The organism is Mesorhizobium sp. 131-2-1, from assembly GCF_016756535.1.
Lineage (GTDB): Bacteria > Pseudomonadota > Alphaproteobacteria > Rhizobiales > Rhizobiaceae > Mesorhizobium.
Genome location: NZ_AP023247.1, coordinates 6,626,699 through 6,653,282, shown reverse-complemented (window position 1 = coordinate 6,653,282; position 26,584 = coordinate 6,626,699). Strand labels below are relative to the sequence as shown.

General features: G+C 60.5%; 20 protein-coding genes and 6 pseudogenes. 7 read left to right on the top strand and 19 right to left on the bottom strand.

Features of this window, described 5'->3' with window-relative positions; translation table 11 throughout:
* The first annotated feature begins 335 nt into the window (after positions 1 to 335).
* The gene (locus JG743_RS31980; RefSeq protein ID WP_202296386.1) at positions 336 to 1,421 is read left to right on the top strand and encodes a cytochrome-c peroxidase; all 1,086 of its coding nucleotides are present in this window, start codon (positions 336 to 338) and stop codon (positions 1,419 to 1,421) included.
* A gap of 625 nt (positions 1,422 to 2,046) precedes the next feature.
* Positions 2,047 to 2,724 carry a transposase gene (locus tag JG743_RS31975; RefSeq protein WP_244673017.1) on the top strand — a complete coding sequence of 226 codons (678 nt, stop codon included), beginning with the start codon at positions 2,047 to 2,049 and terminating at the stop codon, positions 2,722 to 2,724.
* Between the two features lie 306 nt (positions 2,725 to 3,030).
* Here the strand turns inward: JG743_RS31975 and JG743_RS31970 are convergent, their stop codons facing one another.
* The 8 genes and pseudogenes from JG743_RS31970 to JG743_RS31930 all read right to left on the bottom strand — a co-directional run.
* Positions 3,031 to 4,524, bottom strand: a complete 1,494-nt coding sequence (locus JG743_RS31970) for an NAD-dependent succinate-semialdehyde dehydrogenase (protein WP_010913527.1) — start codon at positions 4,522 to 4,524, stop codon at positions 3,031 to 3,033.
* 550 nt (positions 4,525 to 5,074) lie between these two features.
* Entirely contained in the window at positions 5,075 to 6,733 is a 1,659-nt protein-coding gene (gene groL / locus JG743_RS31960; protein ID WP_202296384.1) for a chaperonin GroEL, read from the bottom strand.
* Between the two features lie 65 nt (positions 6,734 to 6,798).
* Positions 6,799 to 7,095: a co-chaperone GroES gene (groES, locus tag JG743_RS31955; RefSeq protein WP_010913529.1), complete on the bottom strand. Its 297-nt coding sequence runs from the start codon at positions 7,093 to 7,095 to the stop codon at positions 6,799 to 6,801.
* Positions 7,096 to 7,459: 364 nt separating this feature from the next.
* Positions 7,460 to 7,951, bottom strand: a pseudogene (locus JG743_RS31950) (Tn3 family transposase); the annotation flags it as partial.
* A 266-nt stretch (positions 7,952 to 8,217) separates the two neighbouring features.
* Positions 8,218 to 9,030 carry an arylamine N-acetyltransferase family protein gene (locus tag JG743_RS31945; RefSeq protein ID WP_010913531.1) on the bottom strand — a complete coding sequence of 271 codons (813 nt, stop codon included), beginning with the start codon at positions 9,028 to 9,030 and terminating at the stop codon, positions 8,218 to 8,220.
* A gap of 325 nt (positions 9,031 to 9,355) precedes the next feature.
* The gene (hemN, locus tag JG743_RS31940; RefSeq protein ID WP_010913532.1) at positions 9,356 to 10,675 is read right to left on the bottom strand and encodes an oxygen-independent coproporphyrinogen III oxidase; all 1,320 of its coding nucleotides are present in this window, start codon (positions 10,673 to 10,675) and stop codon (positions 9,356 to 9,358) included.
* Positions 10,676 to 10,920: 245 nt separating this feature from the next.
* On the bottom strand, positions 10,921 to 11,382 hold the full coding sequence (locus JG743_RS34475; protein WP_244673016.1) for a hypothetical protein: 462 nt from the start codon (positions 11,380 to 11,382) through the stop codon (positions 10,921 to 10,923).
* 265 nt (positions 11,383 to 11,647) lie between these two features.
* Positions 11,648 to 11,850, bottom strand: a pseudogene (locus JG743_RS31930) (MFS transporter); the annotation flags it as partial.
* Positions 11,851 to 11,954: 104 nt separating this feature from the next.
* Between JG743_RS31930 and JG743_RS31925 the strand changes: the two are divergent.
* From JG743_RS31925 to JG743_RS31910, 4 genes and pseudogenes are all read left to right on the top strand, one after another.
* Positions 11,955 to 12,338, top strand: coding sequence for a hypothetical protein (locus JG743_RS31925; protein ID WP_202296374.1), 384 nt, complete (start codon positions 11,955 to 11,957; stop codon positions 12,336 to 12,338).
* A gap of 174 nt (positions 12,339 to 12,512) precedes the next feature.
* Entirely contained in the window at positions 12,513 to 13,898 is a 1,386-nt protein-coding gene (locus JG743_RS31920) for a radical SAM family RiPP maturation amino acid epimerase (protein ID WP_202296369.1), read from the top strand.
* A gap of 290 nt (positions 13,899 to 14,188) precedes the next feature.
* Positions 14,189 to 14,484: pseudogene (locus JG743_RS31915) on the top strand (acyl carrier protein).
* A pseudogene (locus tag JG743_RS31910) lies at positions 14,485 to 15,688 on the top strand (beta-ketoacyl-[acyl-carrier-protein] synthase family protein).
* Here JG743_RS31910 and JG743_RS34905 read toward each other — a convergent pair.
* Positions 15,675 to 15,818: pseudogene (locus JG743_RS34905) on the bottom strand (LysR family transcriptional regulator); the annotation flags it as partial. The pseudogenes JG743_RS31910 and JG743_RS34905 sit on opposite strands and share 14 nt — an antisense overlap.
* Positions 15,819 to 15,980: 162 nt before the next feature.
* Between JG743_RS34905 and JG743_RS31905 the strand changes: the two are divergent.
* Positions 15,981 to 16,145, top strand: a pseudogene (locus tag JG743_RS31905) (SDR family NAD(P)-dependent oxidoreductase); the annotation flags it as partial.
* 941 nt (positions 16,146 to 17,086) lie between these two features.
* On the opposite strand, the gene panD reads toward JG743_RS31905, so the two are convergent.
* The 10 genes from panD to nadA form a co-directional block, all read right to left on the bottom strand.
* Positions 17,087 to 17,539 carry an aspartate 1-decarboxylase gene (panD, locus tag JG743_RS31900; RefSeq protein ID WP_010913542.1) on the bottom strand — a complete coding sequence of 151 codons (453 nt, stop codon included), beginning with the start codon at positions 17,537 to 17,539 and terminating at the stop codon, positions 17,087 to 17,089.
* A gap of 58 nt (positions 17,540 to 17,597) precedes the next feature.
* On the bottom strand, positions 17,598 to 18,581 hold the full coding sequence (locus tag JG743_RS31895; protein ID WP_202296368.1) for a beta-ketoacyl-ACP synthase III: 984 nt from the start codon (positions 18,579 to 18,581) through the stop codon (positions 17,598 to 17,600).
* On the bottom strand, positions 18,578 to 19,843 hold the full coding sequence (locus JG743_RS31890) for an adenosylmethionine--8-amino-7-oxononanoate transaminase (protein WP_202296367.1): 1,266 nt from the start codon (positions 19,841 to 19,843) through the stop codon (positions 18,578 to 18,580). Before JG743_RS31890 ends, JG743_RS31895 begins: the two co-directional genes overlap by 4 nt.
* Positions 19,843 to 20,478: a dethiobiotin synthase gene (bioD, locus tag JG743_RS31885; RefSeq protein ID WP_202303130.1), complete on the bottom strand. Its 636-nt coding sequence runs from the start codon at positions 20,476 to 20,478 to the stop codon at positions 19,843 to 19,845. Before bioD ends, JG743_RS31890 begins: the two co-directional genes overlap by 1 nt.
* Positions 20,479 to 20,489: 11 nt before the next feature.
* On the bottom strand, positions 20,490 to 21,629 hold the full coding sequence (locus JG743_RS31880) for an 8-amino-7-oxononanoate synthase (protein WP_202296365.1): 1,140 nt from the start codon (positions 21,627 to 21,629) through the stop codon (positions 20,490 to 20,492).
* Positions 21,626 to 22,621, bottom strand: coding sequence for a biotin synthase BioB (gene bioB / locus JG743_RS31875; protein WP_202296361.1), 996 nt, complete (start codon positions 22,619 to 22,621; stop codon positions 21,626 to 21,628). Before bioB ends, JG743_RS31880 begins: the two co-directional genes overlap by 4 nt.
* 145 nt (positions 22,622 to 22,766) lie before the next feature.
* Positions 22,767 to 23,114, bottom strand: a complete 348-nt coding sequence (locus JG743_RS31870; RefSeq protein WP_202296357.1) for a hypothetical protein — start codon at positions 23,112 to 23,114, stop codon at positions 22,767 to 22,769.
* 10 nt (positions 23,115 to 23,124) lie between these two features.
* Positions 23,125 to 24,006, bottom strand: a complete 882-nt coding sequence (nadC, locus tag JG743_RS31865) for a carboxylating nicotinate-nucleotide diphosphorylase (RefSeq protein WP_010913548.1) — start codon at positions 24,004 to 24,006, stop codon at positions 23,125 to 23,127.
* A 1-nt stretch (position 24,007) separates the two neighbouring features.
* Positions 24,008 to 25,549, bottom strand: a complete 1,542-nt coding sequence (locus tag JG743_RS31860) for an L-aspartate oxidase (protein ID WP_202296355.1) — start codon at positions 25,547 to 25,549, stop codon at positions 24,008 to 24,010.
* Positions 25,546 to 26,520 (bottom strand): quinolinate synthase NadA, encoded by a 975-nt coding sequence (gene nadA, locus JG743_RS31855; RefSeq protein WP_202296353.1) that lies wholly within the window; start codon positions 26,518 to 26,520, stop codon positions 25,546 to 25,548. The genes JG743_RS31860 and nadA overlap by 4 nt, the downstream gene beginning before the upstream one ends.
* Positions 26,521 to 26,584 lie beyond the last annotated feature (64 nt).

Sequence of the window (26,584 nt, the reverse complement as noted above, 5' to 3'; positions counted from 1 at the left end):
CCCATCGGACAAGACGCTGAGGGACCAACATCTCTCTGTTTCAGCCCGACTGTTGGCTGTCAGATCCGCGACACCGGAGTAGGGCTGCGCTTTGCTGCGAATTCCTTCAACCTATTGAATGATGACCAGAAAATCCCCGGAGGTTCCTTCTGCTCAGTTGGCACGACTTTTGATGCTTCTCGAGAGGCGACAGGAGATACCGACTGGCGTTCATCGTGGGTGATATCGCGCAATGCAACGAAGGAAGACAATATGTCAGGTCCGCGTCAGAATCGATTTTATTCAAAGAGGATTGCCGCCTTTAGCGCAAGGCGTTCACGAACCGCATATCAACAATGGCTTCCGTGCAAAACGCAGGGAGATCACTTGTGAAAATCCTATTCACTACGGTGGCTGTCGCGTTGCCGGCCATCGCTTTTGCTGCGCAAACGATCCCCGTATACCTCAGAGAAACAGCACGGGCCACCTTCAAGCCTCTACCATCCATCACGCCGACAGTCGCCAACAACCCGATCACACCGGAGAAGATAGCCCTAGGCAAGGCAATGTTCTTCGATCCACGCGTCTCGGCGTCAGGCGTCTTGTCGTGCAATTCGTGCCACAACTTGGCCACCGGGGGCGACGACAATCAAGAAAGCTCGATCGGCCATGGTTGGCAGAAGGGACCGCGCAACGCGCCGACGGTACTGAACGCTGTCTTCAACATAGCGCAGTTCTGGGATGGTCGTGCTGAAGACCTGAAGGTTCAGGCCAAGGCACCGATCCAAGCCGTTGTCGAAATGGCCAACACACCAGGTCAACTCATCGCCACGCTCAAGTCGATGCCGCAATATGTCGAGTGGTTCAATTCAGCTTTCCCGGGCGAAGCCGATCGCGTCACCTTCGAAAACGTCGCCAAGGCAATCGAAGCCTTTGAGGCGACACTGGTCACACCGGCGCCCTTCGATGCCTTCCTCAACGGCGATGACGCCGCTATGACTTCCGAGCAGAAACAGGGCCTGACGCTTTTCATGGACAAAGGCTGCTCGTCCTGCCACGGCGGTATCAACGTGGGTGGGGAGGGCTATTCCCCATTCGGCCTCGTTGAAAAGCCCAACACCGATGTCCTGCCGGAAAACGACAAAGGCCGATTTGCCGTGACCCATGAAGCCGACGATTCCTATGTTTTCCGCGTGGCGCCGTTGCGCAACGTAGCACTCACCGCGCCATACTTTCATTCGGGCAAGGTTTGGGATCTGAAACAGGCCGTCGCCATTATGGGGATCACCCAGCTCGGCCAAGAATTGACGGAAAAAGAAGTCGACCTGCTCGTTGCCTTCCTTAATTCGCTGACCGGAAAAGTACCGGAGGTCGCCTATCCCGTCTTACCCGCCGAAACGCCGACAACGCCTCGACCTGTATTGCATATCCTCCCGCAATGATTGGCCGGAGCTGGCTAGTGAAGGTCGCAATCACGAATGATTGCGCCCTTCACTGGGACGAGACGATCATGACTTCCGGCGAGGCCTATCCAACTGGAAAGCTAGGGGGACTTTCATTTCCGAATTCAATTGAAACGCTAAATGAAAACCTGACCCGTCGACGCCCACTTGCGTCACGACAGCATGACCCGCCTTGCCGGCCACGTCGATCAGACGCTCCGACTAGCCGACTGTGTCGTGATGTGTCGTTCCATGTACCCCCTACCCCCGCTTTAGATTGGCTGACAAGCTCGCAACCACCTGATCGAGCCATCGCGGACAATATTCCGCGAGCCGCTGGCGTGCGCCCAGCAGAAACCGGATGCCTTCAGATCCACCCCTTCAAAACGTGCTCGATGGCGTTGCGACGCGCGAGCCGCTGTTCCAGCTCTGCAAACGCATCGATATGAAACAAAGCTGCGGTCAGCCAGCGACGTGGCCCGAGCATTTGTCAATGCACACCGCAAGTGCCGCTTGCTCTCGGACTATCTCATCCATATAGCTCGGCGCAACAGAGGAAGCGCCAGTTGTTCAGTCATCGTCAGCCGCGACCTCCTGTGCAATTCGTTCTAACAAGGAAGAAACTATGAGGCGGCAGACCCGACCGTTCACTGTGGAGGTCAAACAAAAGCGCAATTATCAAAAACGGGGCCATTCCATCTGGAGCGATGTCGATCTCTCCGCGGCTATAGCCGACACAACAAGGGAGCTCAAAGATATGGATCTGCCAAATCGTCGGCTGATTGACTCTAATGTCATAGCCCTTGATGCTGAACACGCGCACAAACCGCGAGCGGAGTATCTCATGGCAAATCCCCTAGACGCTGAATCAGTAGAAGCTGCAACCGAACACGCTCCCAAAGGAAGGACGCCTGAAACGAAGAAGAAAACCCCACCTTCGCGGAAGGCCAAGACTGAGCCTGGTCGCAAGAATGGCGCCAATACGGCGTCCCCGGCGGAAGCAACAGCAGCGGCCGTGCGGAGCGCCCGGAAGGTCTACTCCGGAAAAGAGCGCGCCCAAATGCTCGCTCAGGTCGAGACGTCGATCAGCGGCGGCACCACTCTCAAGAGCGCCGTAAAGCAGGCGGGTATATCGGAACAGACCTATTATCACTGGAAGAAGGCCGCGGCGCCTAGATCCGATGGCGACGATCTGAAGGACCTGGTCGCCCTCGAGAAAGAAAACAAGCGATTGAAGAGCCTGCTCGCGGAACGCCTGCGCACAGAGAACGCGGAACTGAAGAGGAAGCTAGGGCTGCAATAAGGCTTCAGAAAATGCCGCCATTCGACCAGACGGTAGAACTGTGATCGAAGGCTCGCCGGCTGTCGGATGGTCGGAGATTTTGCGCACCAGCACCCTGATCTGTCGCGGCCGAGACAGGAAAAACCACTCCCGGCGGATTGAAGCGGTACATGGCAAGCACGTGTCAATCAGGGATGGATGAATGCGGCCGAAGGCAAGGATGACAGCATCAAGGTTTTACGCTGGGCCTTGATCGAAGGCCACCATTCCATCGATGGCCGCGGCGGATTGTCAGGGCGAAGTCAATGGGACGCGGATGCTGTGGGATTATAGCCCACCCATGCACAGGTACTTCATTTCGAGATAATCCTCGAGGCCGTGGCGCGACCCCTCACGACCGATCCCTGATTGCTTCATTCCGCCAAAGGGTGCGGCCTCGGATGACATGCGTCCCGTATTGATGCCGACCATTCCGTATTCGAGGGCTTCAGCCACGCGCCACACGCGCTTTAGATTGGAAGCGTAGAAGTAGGCTGCAAGACCGTAAATCGTGTCATTCGCCTCGCGCACCACCTGGTCGGGATCGTTGAAGCGGATTATGGGAGCCAGCGGTCCGAAGGTTTCTTCCTGAGCGACCCGCATTGTCCTTTCGACGTCGGTGATCACCGTGGGCTCGAAGAAGGTTCCCGATTCGCCGATACGGTTGCCACCGCAACGGATCTTCCCACCCTGCCGCACAGCATCGCGAATATGATCTTCAATCTTTGCAAGCGCGCACTTATCGATCAGGGGACCGATCGCAACTTCTGGCTCGAAACCGTCACCGACGCGCAATGCACTGACGCGCTTGGTGAATTTGTCGCAGAATTCATTATACACGCTGGACTGTACGTAAAGCCGATTGGCTGAAACGCAGGTCTGGCCTGCATTCCGAAACTTTGCCTGTAGCGCACCATCGACGGCAGCGTCGACGTCTGCATCATCAAAAACAATGAAAGGAGCGTTACCACCAAGTTCGAAGCTGGTTCTTTTGATCTGATCCGAACACTCCCTCATGAGTAGCCGCCCGACCTCGGTCGACCCAGTGAAGCTGATCTTGCGGACCTTCGGGTTCGAGCAAAGTTCACGCCCAACCGCATCGCCTTCCGATGCGTAGATCAAGTTTAGAACGCCATCGGGAAAACCTGCCATCCGGGCAAGCGTGAACATAGCACCCGCGACAAGCGGTGTTTGCTCCGCGGGTTTCAGAACAATCGCGCAGCCGGCGGCAAGCGCAGGCGAAATCTTGCGAGCCACCATCGAGGCGGGAAAATTCCAAGGGGTAATGGCGCCGACAACACCGATCGGCTGTTTGATTACCAGCATACGCCTGTCGTTAGAAGGCGGCGAAATCGTCTCGCCATAGATGCGATTGGCCTCCTCGGCATACCATTGGAGGTAGGCTGCGGCATGGGCGATTTCAGACTTCGCCTCTGCAAGCGGCTTACCCATTTCAGCCGTCAAAATGGCTGCAAGATCCTCGCTGTGGTCGAGGATCAGTTGGTGCCATTCCCATAAGATGTCGGAGCGCTCGCGCGCGGTGAGCGCCGCCCAATGTTCCTGCGCAGCTTCAGCCTTATCGATTGCCTTGGAAACGTCCCGGACATCCATATCTGGAAGCTCAGCCAACAGCTCGCCCGTTGAGGGATTGAACACCGAAAAACGCCTCGTGGATTGCTCCGCCTTCCGACCAGGCACACCGGCCAGATCGTCAAATAGCTCGGGATTTTTGAGACGTCTCGTCAGCGACTGTGTCACGGTCAAACCGTCGTCCCCCTTCATGGTTAAGTTACTAGCTTCGCAACGTACTAATAAGCACAACTTGTGCCAGATGATCGGACGAAATCGTTCCGGCCCTCCGTCATTGCAAGCGCAGCTTCCCGACTGATTAGCCCATAGCAATGACAGCCTCAATCACGAGTCGCGCTAAGGCTTTCGCTCCATAACAGGCAAGCGCGGATAGAGCTCGTGAAGAGCTGGCATAGGCGGAGTCGATCATCGAAATCGCCGACGTTGGCAACAGCACTACGGTATCATTCTTTGAGCGGCTTCCACGGCCGCTCATATCAGGCATATCGAAAACCGACCGCCATGGTCGAACGTGCCATCGATGTAGTGGCTTAAGCGCTGCTAAGTCTTGATAGTCGCGCACAAAGCCATGTTTGTTCAGTACGCCACCCGAAAGCTCCACTGCGACGATGTAGTGTGGCCGTGTAGGCGCGCGCACGACAATATCACGCGAGCCCAAACCTTTTCCGACCGGCTCCGTCCCAAAAAAAGGGGGCGGCGTCGGTGCCGCCCTCTCGGTATCCGAAAGCTGATAGAGGCTAGATTAGAAATCCATGCCGCCCATGCCGCCCATGCCGCCGCCGCCCATGCCGCCAGGCATGCCGCCGCCGCCAGCCGACTCCTTCTTCGGAGCCTCCGCGATCATGGCTTCGGTGGTGACCAGCAGGCCGGCGACCGAGGCCGCGTCCTGGAGAGCCGTGCGCACGACCTTGACCGGATCGACGATGCCCATGGCGATCATGTCGCCATATTCGCCGGTCTGGGCGTTGAAACCGAAGGTCGCGCCCTTGTTCTCAAGGATCTTGCCGGCAACGATCGAGGCTTCCGCGCCGGCGTTGGCCGCGATCTGGCGGGCCGGAGCCTGCAGCGCACGACGCACGATGCTGATGCCAGCGGTCTGGTCGGAGTTTGCGCCGACAGCGTTGATGCTGAGCGAAGCGCGCAGCAGGGCAACGCCGCCGCCGGGAACGATGCCTTCTTCGACGGCTGCGCGTGTCGCGTTCAGCGCGTCATCAACGCGGTCCTTCTTTTCCTTGACTTCGACTTCCGTCGCGCCGCCGACGCGGATCACCGCAACGCCGCCCGCGAGCTTGGCGAGACGCTCCTGCAGCTTCTCCTTGTCGTAGTCCGAGGTGGTCTCCTCGATCTGCTGCTTGATCTGGGCGACGCGGCCCTGGATCTCTTCCTTCTGGCCGGCACCGTCTACGATGGTGGTGTTCTCCTTGGAGATCGACACCTTCTTGGCGCGGCCGAGCATGTCAAGGCCGACGTTCTCGAGCTTGATGCCGAGGTCTTCCGAGATGACCTGGCCACCGGTGAGGATGGCGATGTCTTCCAGCATGGCCTTGCGGCGATCACCGAAGCCCGGAGCCTTGACGGCGGCGATCTTCAGGCCGCCACGCAGCTTGTTGACGACCAGCGTGGCCAGGGCCTCGCCTTCGACGTCTTCCGAGATGATGAGCAGCGGCTTGGAGGTCTGCACGACGGCTTCGAGAACCGGCAGCATCGCCTGCAGGTTGGAGAGCTTCTTCTCGTGGAGCAGGATGTAGGCGTCCTCGAGATCGGCAACCATCTTGTCGGCGTTGGTGACGAAGTAGGGCGAGAGGTAGCCGCGGTCGAACTGCATGCCTTCGACGACTTCGAGTTCGGTCTCGGCGGTCTTGGCTTCCTCAACCGTGATGACGCCTTCGTTGCCGACCTTCTGCATCGCTTCTGCGATCATCTTGCCGACCGACTCGTCGCCATTGCCGGCGATTGTGCCGACCTGGGCAACCTCTTCCGAGGTCTTGATCTTCGTGGCGTTCTTGATCAGCGTCGAGACGACGTCGCTAACCGCGAGGTCGATGCCGCGCTTCAGGTCCATCGGGTTCATGCCGGCAGCAACAGCCTTGTGGCCTTCCTGGACGATCGACTGCGCCAGAACGGTCGCGGTCGTGGTGCCGTCGCCGGCGATGTCGTTGGTCTTCGAAGCAACTTCGCGGACCATCTGCGCGCCCATGTTTTCGAACTTGTCTTCAAGCTCGATTTCCTTGGCGACGGTGACGCCGTCCTTGGTGATGCGCGGGGCGCCGAACGACTTGTCGATGACGACGTTGCGGCCCTTGGGACCGAGCGTCACCTTCACCGCGTCGGCGAGGATGTTGACACCGCGCAGCATGCGCTCGCGGGCGTCACGGGAGAATTTTACGTCTTTGGCAGCCATTTTGTACTCCTGGGCATTTCGCCCGAAATTCAGATTGGATGGTACGGATGAAAGGCAGCGGCGTGTTAGCCGATGATGCCCATGATGTCGGCTTCCTTCATGATCAGAAGGTCTTCGCCATTGAGCTTGACTTCGGTGCCCGACCACTTGCCGAACAGGATGCGGTCGCCGGCCTTGACGTCCAGCGGAACGAGCTTGCCGGCTTCGTCGCGGGCGCCGGAACCGACGGCGATGATCTCGCCTTCCTGCGGCTTTTCCTTTGCCGTGTCGGGTATGATGATCCCGCCGGCGGTCTTGGATTCGGATTCGACTCGGCGAACGACCACGCGGTCATGAAGCGGCCGCAAATTCGACTGTGCCATTTTTACTATCCCTGGTGCGCAGGTTGAAAGGTTCTCCGTTGCCGGAGGGTGGTTAGCACTCGCTATTGGGGAGTGCTAAGATGATCGTGAGATAGGCTGTAGGTTCGTACTTAGTCAAGACGGGCGGGGGGACGGACCGGAGGGCAAAAGATGTGGAATCGGCGCGGAAGCCGGACCCCCATTTACGGCGCAAACCCACTGCCTACGCGCGTTTCGGCCGTAAGCTTTGGGCCGACTTTTGTGTCTTATTTGGAATGTGAAATTATGTGAAATTAACGGCCGAGCAGTCGGCCGGAATCGACGGCCAGCCGAACAGTCTTGAGCCTTTTGCAATTCATCCCTAACCTCGGGTTGCATCGCCAAAAGGAGCGCTCATCGCTTCGGAGAACGTGCGGAACTTCCGGTCCTTGAGGTTGCGTAGTCGCGGCGCGAAGCGTTTGCCGATCAGGGCAAACAGCCCGAAGACGTGATCGCTCGCGCCGCCCGTATCGGTGAAGTGTTCCTGGATGTCGAGGATCGTGTCCTGGTCGAACAGCCCATCGAGCACATAGGCTGCCTCGCTTTCGGTCGGGCTGATCGGCAGGATGCTGAAGTAGCCGTACTGATCTGACAGATGGCTATAGAACTTCGAGCCCGGCTCGCTGCCATAGTGCAGATTGACGTCGCCGCGCTTCGCCGCTCGGTCGCTCGCGCGAAAGAACTGCCCATCGGATGACGCGGTCGTTCCATTGCCCCAAAATCGAGAATGTGGATGCCGGGTGTGCGCATCGGTGATGCATGCTTGCGCCGCGCGATAGGTCTCCGACCGGGCATGGAAGGTTCTCATCCAGCCGATCTGGTGAGCGCTAGTAGCGCGCGGTGGACACGGCAGCGCAGCCTGATGCTGGGTCGACTGGTATGCTTGATCGCTTGTGGCGACACCGTAACCGACGCTCACCTTTCCAATTCGGAGATCATGGTTAGAGCTGCCGATTGGCTGCCACCGCTGACGGCTGGTGAGCGGTCTTAAGCGAGCAGGGTCATTTACGTATGGGCTTCGAGTGATGCCACACACGGTGCCTGCAAAAAGGGCAAATCCGACTGCTGAAAACCGCCGCAGTGCAAGCTTGACGGCCTTCTTTCCTATACCCGTCCACGCGACCCAAGCTTTTCCCACAACGAATCAATCGTGGACCGAGGAAGGTGCAGCCGAAAAACATCGGACAAGACTCGCTGCAGTTCGCTCTTCGTTTTGAGGGTTTCTGTTTCCTCAATTTGGTTCCGAATCAAGCTGAAATCCTTGTTGAACAAGTTCGCAGGCCCTTCGGCTGTCAGCACGCTCATCATGAGGCTGGATGGAAACGGCGAACGGTCCCAGCGAGCGCAGATGAAGTTGGCGCCCTCAAAATCTGAGGGCAAGGCGGTGGCTCGATCGAAACCATAAAGAGGGAACCATTCATTCCCGTTCTTGCGTTCAACGACGAGTTCTCCGCTGGCGGAGTCAGCTCGCAGGCGAAACACGTCACGGCCAGCTGTTTGCAGTTCCTCTGTATCGATCCGTAGCGGTGCAATCGGTGCTGGACCACCGAAGCCAGCGTCGGCGAGCCAGTCGACGCCCTCGATGGTTAAGATGAATGCCTGGTGTGTGCGTGGCCCACCCTCCGCAGCACCCATACGCACTCTGCAAAGGATGGGCTGGATCGTGAAACCGAGTGCTTCGAGCGCCAAGCCAAACAACTTGTTCAATTCGAAGCAATACCCCCCTCGCCGGGCATTGATCAGTTTGGCCCAGATCGAATTCTCAGTCAGATTGGGTATATCACCCAACAGCACATCGATGTTTTCAAAGGGAATCGCGCGCATTTGAGCCTGCTGAAGGGCAACAAGACCGTCGACCGTTGTCGGCACTCGAGCAAGGCCGATACGATTCAGATAGATCGCAATATTGAATGCCATGGGATGTCCTTAACACCTAGGATTCGTATTCGTTGAACGCCTGCCGAAAGCGCGATGACGTCCCAGGGTTCACGGAGCAGAGTAAGGTGGCCATCTCCCCCTATAGAAGTGAACATGCCGACCATTCCTCGTGTTCGCACTGAACCAAAGCGGCGGTTCGAGCGCTGCAAATACCCCTCGTGATCCGGAAACGCGGGCATTGCTCGTACAGGGCACTGAACATCACGGTGCTGCAAAAACGGGTACACAAAGGACTTCCGATCCACAGCGGATTGCAACAGTCGACCTTCTCAGGCCTCCGCTCATGGTGACTCGCTGTGGCTCACTACGATTGGTCGAGATAAGCGTCGAACGCGGCAGCAACAGAGCGAAGCAAAATGCGATGGCCATGCCGCACGCGGATGAAGCCATTCTCGACGTCCACTATCCCGTCGTCGGCCAGCATCGCCAAGCGCTCAGCTGAATCGAGAAAATGGGTCCAATCAAATCCGTGGGCGGCACAGATTGCCGGTACGTCGGCCTCGAGATCACACATCAGTCGCTCGATGATTGCGCCTCGGACGCGGTCTTCGCCGATGAGACGGTAGCCCTTCGACGTTGCCAAGCGACCAGCTGCGATATGCTGACTATAGGCCTCCAGCGCGCCTGCGTTCTCGACGTAACCCTCTCCAACACGCCCGATAGCCGACGCACCAAAGGCGATCAGGGTTTTGCAGGTGTCGGCAGAGTAACCTTGGGAGTTGCGCCGCAGGCGACCGGTTTTCTGAGCCAATGCGAGCTCGTCGTCCGGCAAGGCGAAGTGGTCGACCCCAATCTCTCGGTAGCCGGCAGCAACCAGCGTCTCGGCGACGGCCGCAGCTTGTTCGGCGCGGGCAGCGCTGTCCGGTAGTCCTGCCTTTTCGATGAGGCGCTGATGTTTATTAGAAGACGGCGTGTGAGCGTATCCGAACACGGCAATCCGCTGCGGGCGCATCGCCACCGCCACCGTGGCGGTCTGGACGCAGGACTGCATCGTCTGATTGGGAAGACCGTAGATGAGATCGATGTTAATGCGGTTTATTCCCTGCTGGCGCAGGTTTTCGACGGCAGTCGCCGTCTGCTCTACACTCTGGATACGATTGATCGCTTTTTGAACACTGGGGTCGAAACTTTGCACGCCGAGGCTCGCGCGGTTCACCCCGGCTGCACTTAAGGCTTCGGCCATCTCCGCGGTGAACGTGCGCGGATCGATCTCGACGGCGATGGCGGTCTTTTGCCTGAACGCGAAGCGGCGGCGTAGAAGCTCCGTCAAGGCGAGGAATTCCGTTGGCTCAAGGAGCGTGGGCGTTCCGCCGCCAAAGTGCACGTCGCTCACGGGCAGCGCCTGCGGCGTTAGCTCTGAGACCAAATGGATCTCGCCGCGCAGCGCCGCCACGTAATTTTGGTTCGGCGGGTCCCGCTGGGTGATGGTAGTAGGGCAGCCGCAATACCAGCACATCGACCGGCAGAACGGAATATGGATATAGAGCGATACGGGATCGTTAGCCGATAGGCCGCCGAGCCATTCCCCATAGGCCTCCGCGCCGATCGCTGCGGAGAACTGCGGTGCAGTTGGATAATTGAAATACCAAGGCAGGCAGGCCTCGCTATGTTTTGTCTGTAGCATAGCCATTTCTCATCTTGATGTTAGCTCCATACCTGCCGTCGCGGCGCAACTTGTATTTCCGTCGTGCCAATTAGCCTGTGTACAATAGTCTCCATGGAAGCGCGCACGGGTGCGCTTTATTGGGGCGCTGTTGGCGAAGGGCGGATTTGGTCGGCGCATCTGATGCAGGTGTTCGATTCCACCCGTAGTGCGCGCCACGTCTCCGCCCTCGCCGCCGGCTTCATCTCGCTTCAATCCACACGGTCCTAAGGCTTGCGCACTATTGTCCATGAGTTTTTGAGACATGTGGGTGTATTCGAGGGCGTAACGGCGGGCGTATCCCTGCAGGTTGCCCTCGGCCTTGGACAGTGCATCGACATCGAGGATGGTGCGCCATTGCGGCTTGCCTGACCTGTAGGATTCCCAGTTCGCACGCCGCCACAAGGCTTGCACGTGCGTCCCGTCCTGCCAGAGTTGTCGATCATGTCGCCTTGCGCAAGGCCGGGCGAAGCAATACGATCGGTGGCCTGTAGGATCTTCAGAATGTCGGCTTGGTATTCTCTGTAGCGCGGATCTTTCGACAGCTTATTGACGGTCGATAGGTTATGCGCCCTGACCCAGGGCATCGCCTCGACGTCGTCGACCTCGTTCAGATAGGCGCGGGGGTCGGTGGCATCGTTAGGAGCCTCGTTGGGGTTGGAACCGATCGCCTTGGCGATGGTGGTCATCTGGGGCTGGGCGGAAGCCGTCATGGCGGTCGCCGTAGCTAAGGCCGTCGCCGTCATTAAGCTGTTCATAGATGTACTGCTGATGGTTAGCTCTTTCGAAAGCCTCAAAAAACGTAGCCGAAGCGATGGAAATGAACCGCTTCGCCTCTTCTAGGCAAGAGCTGTGCCAGTAAGACACGCTTGAATTCAATGGATTATTCTGGGGCGGTGGGCGGCCGTCTAGGATAAGTCGCACCGTAATTGTCGCAAGCGCGACACGCTTGTAGGCTGCCCAAGCGACAGAGGCGAACGCCACCAGCTTGTTTTGAGACGTGATTCGCCTCAGGTAGCCGTTGCTCATGCCCGCGATGAAAGCACCGGTGCCGAAGCCGCCAATAAAATGCCGTAGACGATCCGTCCGCTCTTCAATTGATTCCGGACGACGAGAGGGAGCAGCGCCAGTATGGAAATGCTGGCCAAGCCGAAAATCAGAGATGTGAGGTTGGTACGGAGCTTGCTGGTACATCAGCCGATCGCTTGTGAGAGCGAGATGGCTGGATAGCTCGGACACTGAGCAGAGGCGGGAATTAGCTATGGCGCGAGCTGACGTAGAGCGATTCATCAACGAGTTGGGAAAAAAAGGCAGTCCGCTTGAAAACCTCAAACGGCGTGCTGGAGGGCTTGCATCGATTGTAGAATTTGCAAAGGACCTCGACTACAACATCACACTCGACGAGGTTAAAGGTTTTATCCGATCGAACAGCCGAGAAAAACCAAATAGCAAGAAGCTTCGCGCGACTGCGGGCCGCAAGGGTGGTTCGAGTGTTTCGACCTTGACCAGCCTTGTACACACCAATGCGTTGGCTAATTGCGCTCCGTGTACGTCCATGAGCCCTGTTAAAGTCGATGGAAAAACTGCAGCGGTCGCGGTCGCGGTCGTTGTCGTTGTTGTGATAGTTGTAGCTGTCGCGAGCTAGCTCTGATCGCATTGGCTCGAAGGAGCCGGTCTGAAGAGAACATGATCGCAAAGCTTGTCAACGAGATAATGCCATCAGGCGGACAAGGGACCGCTGCAAGGGCTCATCTCTACCCTCGGAGCGAACGCTGGCGGCAGATTTTTTGATCGGCGCACGCCTAAGGAACGGCGCAGTTTGTCACATATCAAGCGCTTCATGGAGCGGCTGGCCGGTGATGGGAAATTCCGTACGGCGCTTTCCGAGAACCTCGACAACCCTCGGATAGTGACCGCGCGATACGGCATCGAAGTTGACCCAATGGAGATGCTGCCGCTCTGGTGCGGTGACTACCTGAAGTATCGCTTCAAGCCGGAGTCTGCCCCGTGGCCGCTGGCTATGATGTGGGATGAGTATACGCGGGAGATGTTGCGCCATCGCGACCTCCTGCGCGGCCAAGGCGAAATGTCGACTATCAATCCTCGCTTTCATGCCTGGCGCGAGCGCCAAATCCGGCGCTGTAACGACGAAATGGGCGAATTGGCGCCGTCAATCGCGCACTCTGTCATCGCTTTCGAGCTGAGCGAAGGCTGCACCGTCGGTTGCTGGTTCTGTGGCCTCTCGGCGGGTACCTTCAAAGGTTACTATGAATACACTGAGGAGCATGCAGAGGTTTGGCGCGGCGTGCTCCGTGCGGCGAGCGAAATGTTTGGTTCGGCAGTCCGCACTGGCTTCTGTTACTGGGCCACAGACCCGATCGACAACCCGGAGTACGACCGTTTTCTGTTCGACTACCATCAGATCACGGGCGAATTGCCACAAACGACGACGGCGGCCCCGCTCAAGGATCAGGCACTCACCAACCGCGTGCTCGAACTGTTCGAACGCTACGGTCGCGTGACCAATCGTTTCTCAGTGCTAAGCACGGACCATCTTAATCAGATACACGCGGCGTTTTCGCCCGAGGACCTGATGGGGGTCGAACTCATCCTGCAGGGCAAGGACGGGCCGACCGCAAAGGCTTTCACCGGGCGCGCACGAGCGCGGAAGGAGAAACTCAGGGCAGCCGGCAAAGACGCCGCAATCGCCGTGCCGGAGGGCTGTCCCACGACAATCGCCTGTGTTTCTGGCTTTCTCGTGAACATGCGGCAGGGACGTTTACAACTGGTGACGCCGGTACCGGGTAGCGAACGCTGGCCTCTCGGGTACCGAATCGTGGCTCAACGTTTCTTCAGCGCGCCCGACGAGTTCCGGGAAGGTCTCGATAGCATCATCGACGAGAATATGCTCGAAAGCCCCCCTCCCAACCGGCCAATTCGCTTCCGCGGAGACCTGCAATACGAGGCAGGGGACCACTGCTTCCATCTCCGCTCACGCAACAGTGAGCATCGAGTGCTCGACGGGGTGGTTCCGATTCCCATTGGCCATCTAATCGCGAGCGGGAACTGTACAGCCTCGGAGCTGATTATGCGGGCCATGGACGGAGCGAGCGTCCTTGCAGTCGCCGACTTGCTCGATCAGCTATACGCGGCTGGGGTGATCGAAGAGGACCTCGACGACATTTCGCTTGGCAAAACGGGATGACGGGCGCGGGCCGCGGGCTTTTTTGTCCGCAACGCCACTGCCCTGCGTCCCGCTCGGGTGAAGCGGGCTATCGCGGCCGGCCTCGACGAAATCGAGGTGCTCGCCGAAGGCTTCGCCAATGACAATGGCGCCAAGCTTACCGGACCGCTCTATGCCGACGGTTGGCATTGAAGTCATTGGCGAGCCAGGCCGGCGTGGCGTTCCCCTCACGGATCATCTGGTCCCACCTCCAGGTCATCGAACGCGATGTTGCCCGCTCGGCTCTCGCGGATGAAGGCGTGAAGCGGCTGATGACCATTCCCGGCGGGGCTGCGAAGCCCCTGAGCCACGCGACCGAAAGCGGCGCAACAGGGAACCGCGTCGAATCGGAGAGCGGCGAGAGTGTTTCCACCATCGGCGAAATAACGACTGCCACGGAACTGACCTCGCTCGGAGTCGATTCGCTGGGTCTGGCGGATCTCCTCTGGGATGTGGAGCAGGCCTACGACATCAAGATCGACATGACGCGGCTGACGCCTGGTCGAATCTCAAGAATGTCGGCGACATGGTGGAAGCCGTCCGCGGTTTGCTCGCGAAGGAGGTCTGATTGGACAGGCGAGTCGTCATTACTGGGATAGGGGGGCTTTGCGGCTAGGCAACAACGCCGCCTCTATCTGGAAAGAGATGCGCGAAGGTCGCTCCGCCATCCGCCCGATGGTCACTTCCGCGCTTCATGAGATGAAGGGGACTGTCGGTACCGAGATCAAGGAGCTGCCCGAGCACGACATCGGCCGCAACCAGCTCGTCTCCATGGACCGCCACAGCTTGCTCGCTGTGCTTGCAGCGCGTGAAGCCATGCAGCACGCCGGACTTTCCTGCGATAAGGGAAATCCGTATCGCTTCGGCGCGACAGTGGGCGTCTGCGGCTGGGGCTGGGGAACGGTCGAAGAAACCTACCGTGACCTCCTTTTGGGCGGCGCGAAGCGTGCTGGCATTTACACTGCACCAAGGGGGTTGCCGAGCGCCGCTGCCAGCCAGGTCAGCGTGAGTCTCGGCCTGCGCGGCCCGGTCTTTGCCATCGCCTCCGCATGCGCATCAGCCAACCATGCGATCGCTTCGGCCGCGGATCAGATCAAGCTCGGCCGGGCCGACGTGATGCTTGCCGGAGGCGCCGAAGCGCCGCTCGTATGCCTTCAGATGAAGGCATGGGAAGCAATGCGCGCGCTCGCTCCAGATACGTGCCGGCCCTTCTCCGACAGGAAGGGAGTGGTGATAGGCGAGGGTGCGGGCATGGCCTGCTGGAAAGCTATGAGCATGCCGCCGTGCGCGGTGCCACAATCCTTGCCGAGATCGCAGGCATCGGCCTTTCCGGCGACGCCTTCCACATCGTCGCGCCGTCTGTCGAGGGGCCGGAGGCCGCGATCCGCGCTTGCCTTGCCGACGCCGGGCTGAATGCGGAGGACGTGGACTACCTAAACGCCCACGGCACCGGCACCAAGGCCAACGATCAGACTGAGACGGCGGCGATCAAGCGCGTCTTCGGAGACTATGCCTATTCGATGTCTGTCTCGTCCACCAAGTCCATGTACGCGCATTGCCTGGGCGCAGCGAGCGCACTTGAAATGATCGCCTCCGTGATGGCGATCCAGGAGGGCATTGTGCCGCCGACCGCGAACTATCGCGAGCCAGACCCCGATTGCGATCTCGACGTCACGCCCAATGTGGCGCGCGAGCGCAAGGTGCGCGTGGCACTGAGCAACGCTTTCGCCATGGGCGGCATGAACGCAGTTCTGGCGTTCAAGCAAGTGTAGAAGGCATGCGAGATGCCTCCAGTAACTCTATCTCTCGTTTCCAAATGCTTGCCGGATCACGATTGTGAAGGACGTGCCCTTGGACCGCCTCGGTGAATGCGCCAAGTGGCAGCGGAAGCTGGACAAGCCGGGGCCCCATCTTTTGCAAAATTCTCAACTGTTGAAGCGACGTCGACGTACCGCTACCCGGAAGGTTAAGCGAGCCCTTCGAGTTCGGCTCGATGGCCTGTCCAAAGCTGTATCCGATAATATCTGAAAGGCGCATGGCCGCCAGTGACCGCTTCCGTGGAAGACCGGCCGCAACGCGCTCGTCACCGGAGCAAGTGGTGGAATCGGCGAGGCCGTGGCGCGGACGCTGCACGCGCAGGGCGCAACCGTCGGCCTGCACGGCACGCGTGTCGAAAAGCTCGAGATGTTGGCTGCCGAGCTTGGCGGGCGGACAAGACTGTTTCCGGCGATTGCCGGGTGATCGCGCTGAGGCACCAGAGCGGCAGATTTTTTGCAGAGGTACTCGGACTGAATACGCGTTCCCATTCACGTTAGCTGTGGATAACAAGGCTGAATTAACATGCAAAATCTGCGCATCTAAATCGATTTGAGCGCTCACGGACGTTGCGGACCAGAATCGCCGTCACCCTGAAATCGACAAGGCATCGGCTATCCCAAAATCGGGGCTTGACGTTACGTAAGGTCCTATGTTTTCCGATGTGCGGAAACGACTTCCAGTCTCAGCCCAAGCGCGACGAAAATGAGGGGCAGCAATGGTGGCTGGCGAACCTAATGACGTGCGCGTCAAGCGTTGTGGTGGGGGATGGGTTGTTCATATTGTCGAGGACGGCAAACTGACAGTTCTTCGGTTCAAGACACAGTTTCCCGCGGAAAATTACGCCGATGGCCAACGAGCCAGGCTCGGTCTTGCTGCCAAGCCACCGATCGACGAACCTGATATGTAACCGGATCAGGCGTCGGATGGCTGGTGAGCCTTGGCGCCGGCGGGAAACACTTGCCGAAGGCCCACCTCAATGCTGCTTGCGGCCGTTCGGCTAGCCATATTCGCGATGATGGTTGGCACCGCTGCCGATGCGGAAGACGGTAGCCTGCTTGATCGACACGGCGGCAAAGATCATGAAAAGCCAGGTCGTCAAGGACCCGGCCGCGGCGCTTGAGAAAGCAGCAAGAATTTGCAAGCCGCCACCGCAAGTAACCTGAGACAAGGGTCAGACATGCAAACCGCTGTTCGCGGATCAGCAGCTGCGAGACATTGCGCCATCCCACGAAGGCCCACGGTGCCCAAGGCGTGGTGGGCATCAGCCTTTCGAAGCTGAGCATCAGCAACTTCGTCGAGTCTTAGACCAGACGCTCTTCAGTGCCGAGGCTCGCACATCTGTGGAGCGCGGCTCACGCCCCGGAGACCAGGGCAGGAATGACCAAAGGCTCATCCGCCTCGTCAAGAATGGCGAAACTGTAACGGCCGTCTGTGTCAATATCGACGGAGTAGCTCAGGCGGTCGAGTATGTGGTTATCCTGGTCGAACGTGACGATGCGCGGCTTCAGCGAAGTGATATGCGCTTCGTCCAGGTAGATGGAGTTGCAGACGATAATCGGGTCGTCGGGCTGACAGGTGCGAGCCGCCGCTCCGTTGAGGATGCAGCACCGTGAGCCGCGCTCGCCGAGGATGACATAGGTCGAAATCCGCGCACCGGAATTCTTGTTCCATATCTCCACGAATTCCATCGGCAGGATCCCGGCTGCCTCGCAGTGGTCGGGGTCGAGCGTTATCGAACCATGGTAGTTGAGGTTCGCTTCTGTGACGTGGATGCCGTGCAGCTTGCCGGCGACTAGTTTTCGCATTGGTCGTTGTCCCTGTATTCATCGTTCAAGGTCAGTCTTGGCAGTTCGGTTCGCGCGGCTAAATTCCAACGACGAGCGCACCGCCGCTAAGACCCGCACCCGCGGCCGCCAGAAGAACCTTCTCCCCCGGCCGGAACGGCGCCGCCCGATGGGCGAGCGACAGCGAGAGCGGGATCGTCGCGGCGGAAGAGTTGCCATACTCGGCGATCGTCTTGACGATCGCTTCATCGGCGATGCCGAGGTTTCGCCCGACCGCATCGAAAATGCGGGCATTGGCCTGGTGCGGTACGAACCGATCGATGTCCTGCGGCCGCATCCGGGCCGCCGCGAGTGCGTCCTGCGAGCAGGCAGTCATCATCTCAACCGCCTTGGCGAACACTTCGCGGCCGTCGGTGATCGTCATGCGGGTCTGCTCGAGATCGAGCTCGCCATGGAACGGGGTGTTGCTTCCGCCTGCCGGGATCTGGATCAGCCCGTAGCGCGAGCCGTCGGAATCCACCGAAGCGCCGAGAATACCCTGATAGGGATCCTCGCAAGGACCGATCACCAGGGCGCCGGCGGCATCGGCGAAAAGGACTGAGCTCGCGCGCTCGGCTGGATTGATGCGGCGGCTGAGGATGTTGGCGGCGATGACCAGCGCTGGTTTGCCGTGCAGGCGGGTGAACCCGTCCGCGAACATCAGCGCATAGACGAAGCCGGCGCAGGCGCCGGTCAGATCGACCGCGCCTGCGCGGCCAAGGCCGAGCTTGTGCGCGACCAAGGGTGCACTGGGCGGCAGAAGGTGGTCGGGTGTCGAGGTGGCAAGCAACAGCAGCCCGATGTCGCTGCGGTCAATACCGGCGTTCGCCAGCGCCATGTCGCCGGCTTGCGCGGCAAGACCAGACAGCGTGTCTCCGTCCGTTGCCCAGAAGCGCGAACGGATTCCGGTACGCCTTTCGATCCAGCCCGGCTCGAGGCCGAGATTGTTCTCGATCTCGGCATTCGCCACCTTGCGCCCAGGCGTATGATGACCGAACCCGAGAATGCGCGACGACTTGCTCATGGCCTAGACCCGAAGCGTTCGGCGGCCTCCTCGATCGCGTCGTAGAGTGCGTCCAACTCGCCGCCGGTGATGCAATAGGGCGGGAGAAGATAGAGGACATTGCCGAGCGGACGAACAAGCAGGCCGCGCTCGAGGAAGAACGCGCGCAGTTTCGGACCAATCTCGGCGAGATAGCCGGCGGAACCGGTGCGCAGGTCGAGGGCAGCGATCGTGCCAGTGGCTCGGCAGTCGGTGAAATATGGGTTGTCCCGGAAGCGTTGCAGCCCGGCGGCCTGCTTCGCGCTCAAAGCCGCGACCCGCTCGGCCACCGGCTCGTCGCGCCAGATCTCGACATTGGCGAGTGCTGCCGCGCAGGCAATCGGATTGGCGGTGTATGAGCTCGAATGAAAGAAGGTTTTCTTACGGTCTTCGGAATAATGGGCCTGGAAGATGGCATCGGTGGCGAGCGTGGCCGCCAAAGGGATCGCGCCACCGGTCAAGCCCTTCGACGTGCATAGGATGTCCGGAGAAATGGACGCCTGCTCGCAGGCGAACATGGTTCCGGTCCGCCCCCAGCCGGTCATTACTTCATCGGCGATCAGCAACGTGCCGGAGGTTTCTGCGATCTTCTTCAATTCGGCCAGAACCCAGGCCGGATACATCAGCATGCCGCCGGCGCCTAGCACGAGCGGTTCGACGATCAGCGCGGCCGCGCGCCGGTCGCGGGCAACTGCCTCGAACCGATCCAGCGTCTCCTGCTCGCGCCCGGCGGCCGGGAAGGGGATGGTGTCGACCTCGAACAGCAACGGCTCGTAGGCAGCGTTGAACACGCCGCGGGCGCCGACGCTCATCGTGCCGATCGTGTCGCCATGATAGCTGTGCTCCATGACGACGATGCGCGCGCGCGGCGCGCCGATGTTGCGGAAATAGCCGAGCGCCATCTTCAGCGCGACCTCGACCGAGGTCGAGCCGCTGTCGGAGTAGAACACCCAGTCGAGGCCGGGCGGAGCGAGGCCGACAAGTGCTTCGGCCAGGCGTTCGGCCGGCTCGTGGGTGAAGCCGGCGAAGATGATCTGGTCGAGGCTCGCCGCAGTCGTCTCGATGGCCTTGATGATGCGGGGATGGCGGTGGCCGTGGGTGACGACCCACCAGGAGGAAATGGCATCCAGGATGCGCGTGCCGTCGGCCTTGTGGAGGTAGGCGCCTTCCGTCCGCACGATTTCAGGGATGGCGTGCTCGAGCGCGTGCTGGGTGAACGGATGCCAGACTTGAGACTGCGACATCATTCGCCCCCTGCGATCGTCGTGAGGTCGAAGCTGGCAACCATCGCTTCCCGCAGCGTCCCACTCGTCAGCGGATCGAGCAGTGGCAGTCTGCCAAGCTGGCGCACGCCGCTGAATTCCACGATTGTTCTCTGCGTATCGGCCACCTCATCGCCGATGAAGGCAATGCCGATGAGCGGGATGGAACGGGCCCTGAGCGCCTCGATCGACAGCAGCGTGTGGTTGATCGTGCCGAGTTTGGTACGGGCGCACAGGATGACCGGCACCCGCCACTGCGCGAATATGTCGATGAACTTGGTGCGCCGATTGAGCGGCACCATCAGTCCCCCGGCACCTTCGATGACGAGCGGACCCGGCAAGTCCGGAAGCGACAGCTCCGCGACGTCTATCGCTACGCCGTCGAGTTCGGCTGAACGATGCGGCGACAGCGGCTCCTTCAGGCGATACACTTCGGGCAGCACGCGACCGGCGGGCAAGCCGGAAAGCCGGGCAACGACCTCGCTGTCCGTCTCCTCGTCGAGGCCCGACTGCACCGGCTTCCAGTAGAAGCCGTCGAGCAGGCCGGCGAGCCCGGCCGAAAATACTGTCTTGCCAATTCCGGTGTCTGTTCCGGTGACGACGATGCGCTTGGTCATGCCACTTCTGGTCATGTCTGGGCCAACACCTCGACGAGCGCCTCGACCATGGCCGAAATGTCCGCTTCGTCGACGTTGAGCGTCAGCGAAATGCGCAGTCGCGATGTGCCCTCGGGCACCGTCGGCGGACGGATGCCGCGTATGTCGAAGCCGCGCGTCTGCAGCGCCGCCGCCACCGCCATGGTGCGCCTGTTGTCGCCGATGACAAAGGGCTGGATGTGCGAGCCGCTGGGCTTCACGCCGCAGCGCTCGGCCAATTGGCGGCCCGCGAAGGCTACGCGCTCCTGCAGCTGGACACGGCGTTGGGGCTCGTCGGACAGCATGGCCAGCGCTTCGCGCACTGCCACCGCCATCAGAGGCGACGGCGCGGTGGCGTAGATGAATGGCCGGCAGCGGTTGACGAGATAGTCGCATAGCGTTCCCGGCCCGGTGACGAGTGCGCCGGACGCGCCGAGCGCCTTGCCGCATGTGTGAAGTGCGACAGTGTTGTCGCGGCCCTCGAAAGCGGCGGCCAGCCCGCGGCCGTTCGGTCCCCAGATGCCGGTGGCATGCGCCTCGTCGACGACGAGGAATGCCTCGTGCCGATCGGCAAGCGCGACCAGGCGCGCCATCGGGGCGCGGTCGCCATCCATGCTGTAGAGGCTTTCGACCGCGATCCAGATGCGGCCCATGCCGCCTTCGGCGCGCCAGCGGGTGATCGCATCCTCGACAGCATCGATGTCGTTATGCGCGGCGAGCTTGAACTCGGCGCGGCCAGCGCGGGCCCCCTCATGCATGCTGGCATGAGCGAGTTCGTCGAGGACCAAAAGGTCACCCTTCTGCGGCAGCGTCGTCAGCAGAGCGAAGTTGGCGATATAGCCGCTGCCGAAGAACAGCGCGCGTTCGGCGCCGAAGAACGCCGCGGCGTCTGCCTCCAGGGCCTCGTGCTCCGGTGAGTTGCCCCTTAACAACCGCGATCCGGTCGCGCCGACCGGCGTCCCCCGCGCAATCGCCGCCGCGACCGCTTCGCCAAGTCTTTTGGAGGCGGCAAGCCCGAGATAGTCGTTCGACGAGAAGTCGAGCCCGGCGCGCGGTGCAAGTGTGCGCAGCCGGTCCTTGCGCGCCAGTCCGCGCAAGGACGCGTCATACCGGGCAAGAAGTGCCTCGTTCATTGCGTGCCGATTTCCATCGGCTCGATGCCGAGACGCTGGAACAGCAGAGTATCCTTGTCTTCGCCGGGATTGTCCGCCGTCAGCAGTGTGTCGCCGACGAAGATCGAGTTGGCGCCGGCAAAAAAGCACAGCGCCTGCATTTCATCGGTCATGGCGGTGCGGCCGGCGGAAAGACGCACGTGCGACTTCGGCATCATGATGCGGGCCAGCGCGATCACACGCACGAATTCGATCGGCTCGATCGGCCTGGTTTCGGCAAGCGGGGTGCCTTCGATCGGGATCAGCATGTTGATCGGAACGCTTTGCGGATGTTCCGGCAGATTGGCCAGTGTCACCAGCATGTCGATCCGGTCCACCGGCTCTTCGCCCATGCCGACAATGCCGCCACAGCAGACCTTGATGCCGGATTGGCGGACAAGCTCGAGTGTTTCGAGCCGGTCAGCAAAGCTGCGCGTGCTGATGATCTCGCTATAGTAGCGTTCCGACGTATCGATGTTGTGGTTGTAATAGTCGAGACCAGCCTGTTTCAGGCGAGCGGTCTGCTCAAGATCGAGCATGCCGAGCGTCATGCAGGTCTCCATGCCGAGTGCCTTGACGCCTTCGACCATCGCCACGACCGCATCCATGTCGCGCGCCTTGGGATTGCGCCAGGCGGCGCCCATGCAATAGCGGGTGGCGCCGGCGTCACGCGCCTTAGTCGCCTCCATGATGACGCGCCTGACCTCCATCAGCTTCGACGCCTTCAATCCGCTTTCGTGATGCGCCGACTGGCTGCAATAGCCACAATCCTCCGGACATCCACCCGTCTTGATGCTGAGAAGCCGGCTGAGCTGGACCTTGTTGGGATCGAAATTCTGCCGGTGAACGGTCTGCGCCTGAAACAAAAGGTCGTTGAATGGCGCGTCGTGGAGCGCTTGGGCTTCCGCTCGCGTCCAAGGGGGAAGCGCCCAACCGATTGGATCCGAGGTCAGGTCTGGGCTGAGTTCGTTCATAAAATCTTGTTCTCCATAATCTTCCGTCCTTGACCTGGAGCGTTGCAGTGGATGCTGAAGACCAGGCGCATGCCAGCGGGAAGTCTTCTATCGAAACGCGACTGGTGGCGCTCTTGAGCGGACTCTCCAACTGCTGCCCGCAGGCTCAACTCACGTCATCCGTGGGGATTACGGTTTCCGTTATATTACTCTGAGCACAGGAATGCTCCTTTCTGATCGCGTCGCAGGATTCGGTGAAGGCGACGTCCAGCAGATAACCCAGAAGTTCCAGCCCGTGAGAGGCCGCCAACTGGCGCATCTCGTCGAGTCGGCAGATGATGACGCCAAGGGCTGCGACGCGGCTTTCTGTGCCTTGCTGGTCCGTCCCTCCCGCCTCCGTTGTTGAAGCGTGTCGCCTGGCGCCGAGAAGGCTTGCGTCGGCTGTTGGTGGAACCTGGGACGTGCTGACGCAGGTTAGACTGCGACCAAAGGAGTTCCTGCGATCCCGGTTCATGTCCTCTCCATCAGTTCAGATGCCTGTTGCAATTTCGGTCGGCCGGCATGTCGAGACCAATGTCGAGGATGGGCGCGCTGTGGGTAAGCCAGCCGACCGATATGAGGTCCACGCCGGTCGCCGCAATTGCCGGGGCGCTCGCCCGCGTCACCCGGCCCGAAGCCTCGGTGATCGCGCGGCCACCGACCATAGCCACAGCCTGCGCAAGGTCCTCGACCGACATGTTGTCGAGGAGCACGGCGTCGACGCCCGCTGTAAGCGCGATCTCCAACTGGTCCAGCCTGTCGACCTCGACCTCGATCTTGACCATGTGACCGATGGCGCGGCGCGCCCGCTCGATTGCGGTGCGGATATCGCCGGCAATGGCGATGTGGTTGTCCTTGATCAGCACGGCGTCGTCGAGCGCGAAGCGGTGATTGGCACCGCCGCCCGCTCGTACCGCATACTTTTCCAGGACACGCAGGCCGGGCGTCGTTTTGCGTGTGCACACGATTTTTGCGTTATGGCCCCTCACCGCGTTTACGAGCGTAGCCGTTGCCGTCGCGATGCCGCTGAGTTTGCATAAGAAATTGAGCGCCGTCCGCTCCGCCGTCAGCAGGCTGCGCGCCGGCCCGTTTACGATCGCGATGGTCTGGCCGGCCGAAACCTTGCCGCCCTCAGGACACCGCAGCTGGATGCTGATCCCGGGATCGACCAGCAGGAAGGCAAACATGACCAAGTCGAGCCCGGCAACAACGCCTGCCTGCCGGGCATTCAACGCCAGCGTCGCTTTGCAATCGGCGGGGATGATCGCATCGCTTGTGATGTCGCCGGCTCTGCCCAGGTCTTCAAGCAGGGCAGAACGCACGATGGGCTCCATGATGATCTGGGGAAGTGGTGCAAGTGAAGTCATGTCAACGGCTCCGTTCGGATGCTTGCCATCTGAGCGTGACGGCATTCTCAAAAGCTGTGCAGAGCGTCAATCGTGAGGGGAGGGCGGCGGCATCGCGCCCGGGGAAATCGGATCGAAAGTGGGAGCCGCGGCTCTCCTCGCGCCGAAGGGCGGCGATCGCCATCAACAATGCCACCAGGGCCGGATCGGCCGCGGCCGTCTCGCAAACAGAGATCGGCAGCAGTGTCGCGACCGTGTCGCACAATGATTTCCCATTCCGAACAATGCCAAGCGCATTGGACACAATCGTGCGAATAGGTGAAGGGTCGGGCCGGATGGGAACAGTTGCCGGAAGCCTAGGCCACTGCCAACCCGCAGAGGTACCCGCGACGCTTTCAGCCACCCAGGCGGCGGTTGCAACCGCTTCGGTCAGCGAGTTGCTGGCAAGCCGGTTGGCGCCATGCAGTCCTGTGCATGCGACTTCGCCACAGGCCCACAGGCCGCTAACGGAAGTTCGCCCCTCGGCGTCAACGGCCACGCCGCCCATGTGATAGTGAGCAGCGGGCCGTACGGGAATGGGTTCCACCGCCGGATCGATGCCGGCATGCTTGCAAATAGCGTCGATTGCCGGAAAGCGTCTTGCGAATTTCTGCCCGAGACAATGTCGGGCATCGAGATAGACGCCATGCCCGGCTGCGAGCTGATCGGAGATCGCCCGCGCGACCACATCGCGCGATGCGAGTTCTGCCCCGGGCGTGTCTGCCAGGAAGCGATGGCCGTGCTCATCGATCAGCACCGCGCCTTCGCCACGCACTGCTTCGCTGACAAGCGGCATTGGCCGGCGCGCAATGTCGAGGGCCGTCGGGTGGAATTGCACGAATTCGAGATCGGCTAGTTCCGCTCCAGCACAGGCTGCAAGCGCCAGGCCGTGCCCGAATGAGGAGAGCGGATTGGTTGTATCGCAAAACAGGCCGCCTATACCACCGGTCGCCAGCACCACGCGGCGTGTGGGCAATGCGAACACGGCGCCATGCAGGACAGTCAGCAAGCCAACAATGCTGCCCTCTGCGACAACCAAGCGAAGCGCTGTCATGCCTTCCATGATCGTGATCGAACGGGTTCGCCGCGCCACGCCGAGTAGCGCCCGAAACAACTCGCGGCCGGTTGCGTCGCCGGCGGCGTGCACGATGCGGCGACGCGAATGCGCCGCTTCCAGGCCCAGCTGCAGCCTCCCGTCTAGCGAGCGGTCGAAAGGAGTACCAAGACGAATGAGATTCTCGACGGCTTGAGGTGCGGCCTCTACCACCCGCCTGGCCATTTGTTCGTCGCAAAGCCCTTCGCCGGCAGCAAGCGTATCGGCGAGGTGCAGGTCGGGGCTGTCGTCCTCCCCCAGACTCGCTGCGAGCCCGCCCTGGGCTAGAATGCTCGAGGCTTCGGTTCCGAGCGAGGTCCTTGACAGAAGGACGACTGGTTGCGGCGCCAAGTGTAGCGCCGTCATGAGCCCGGCGATACCAGCGCCGATAATGACCGGCGCTCCGCCAATGTGATGGATGTCCGCCGTCATACAAAGAGCATGCGTTCCACAGCCCAGCGGGCCCGTTCGGCGACATGAGGATCGATCGTGACGACGTGGCGGTTCTCGTCGAGCGCGGTCCGGATGTTGGCGAGCGTGATGCGCTTCATATGCGGGCACAGATTGCATGGGCGCACGAAATCTACTTCCGGATGCTCGACCGCGACGTTGTCGCTCATGGAACATTCCGTCATCAGCACCACACGCGCCGGCCTATGCCGCGCGACATAGTCGGACATCGCCGCCGTCGAGCCGGCGAAGTCGGCTTCCGCGACCACTTCAGGCGGACATTCGGGATGGGCAAGTACACTGATGCCGGGATGGGCCTCACGCAGCTCGCGGATGTCGGCCGCGGTGAAGCGTTCGTGCACCTCGCAGCGCCCCTTCCAGGCAATGATCTCGACCTTGGTCTGCGCCGCGATGTTCTTCGCCAGATATTCATCGGGCAGCATGATCACACGCGGCGCGCCGAGCGATTTCACCACCGCGAGCGCATTGCCCGAGGTGCAGCAGATGTCGGATTCAGCCTTCACCGCGGCGGAGGTGTTGACGTAGGTCACCACTGGAACGCTCGGATAACGCTGCCGCATCAGGCGCACGTCTTCGGCGGTGATCGACTCGGCCAGCGAACAGCCGGCGCCGAGATCCGGGATGAGCACGGTCTTGTCCGGATTGAGGAGCTTGGCGGTCTCGGCCATAAAATGCACGCCCGCGAGCACGATGATTTCGGCATCGACTGTCATCGCCTTGCGGGCCAGCGCCAGGCTGTCGCCGACGATGTCAGCCACGCAGTGAAAAATCTCCGGCGTCTGGTAGTTATGCGCCAGAATGACCGCGTTGCGCTGTCGCTTCAGTTCCAGGATCGCGTCGATGTCCTCGACGAAGAGCGGCCACTCGATCGGTGGGATAACGCGCCGAACGCGGTCGTATAGTGAGGCGCTCGAAGGCAGGACGGCGCTCATCGAGCCTCCAGTTATAGTCAACGCGATTATAAGGCCTATATAATCGTTGTGACTATAAGTGGTG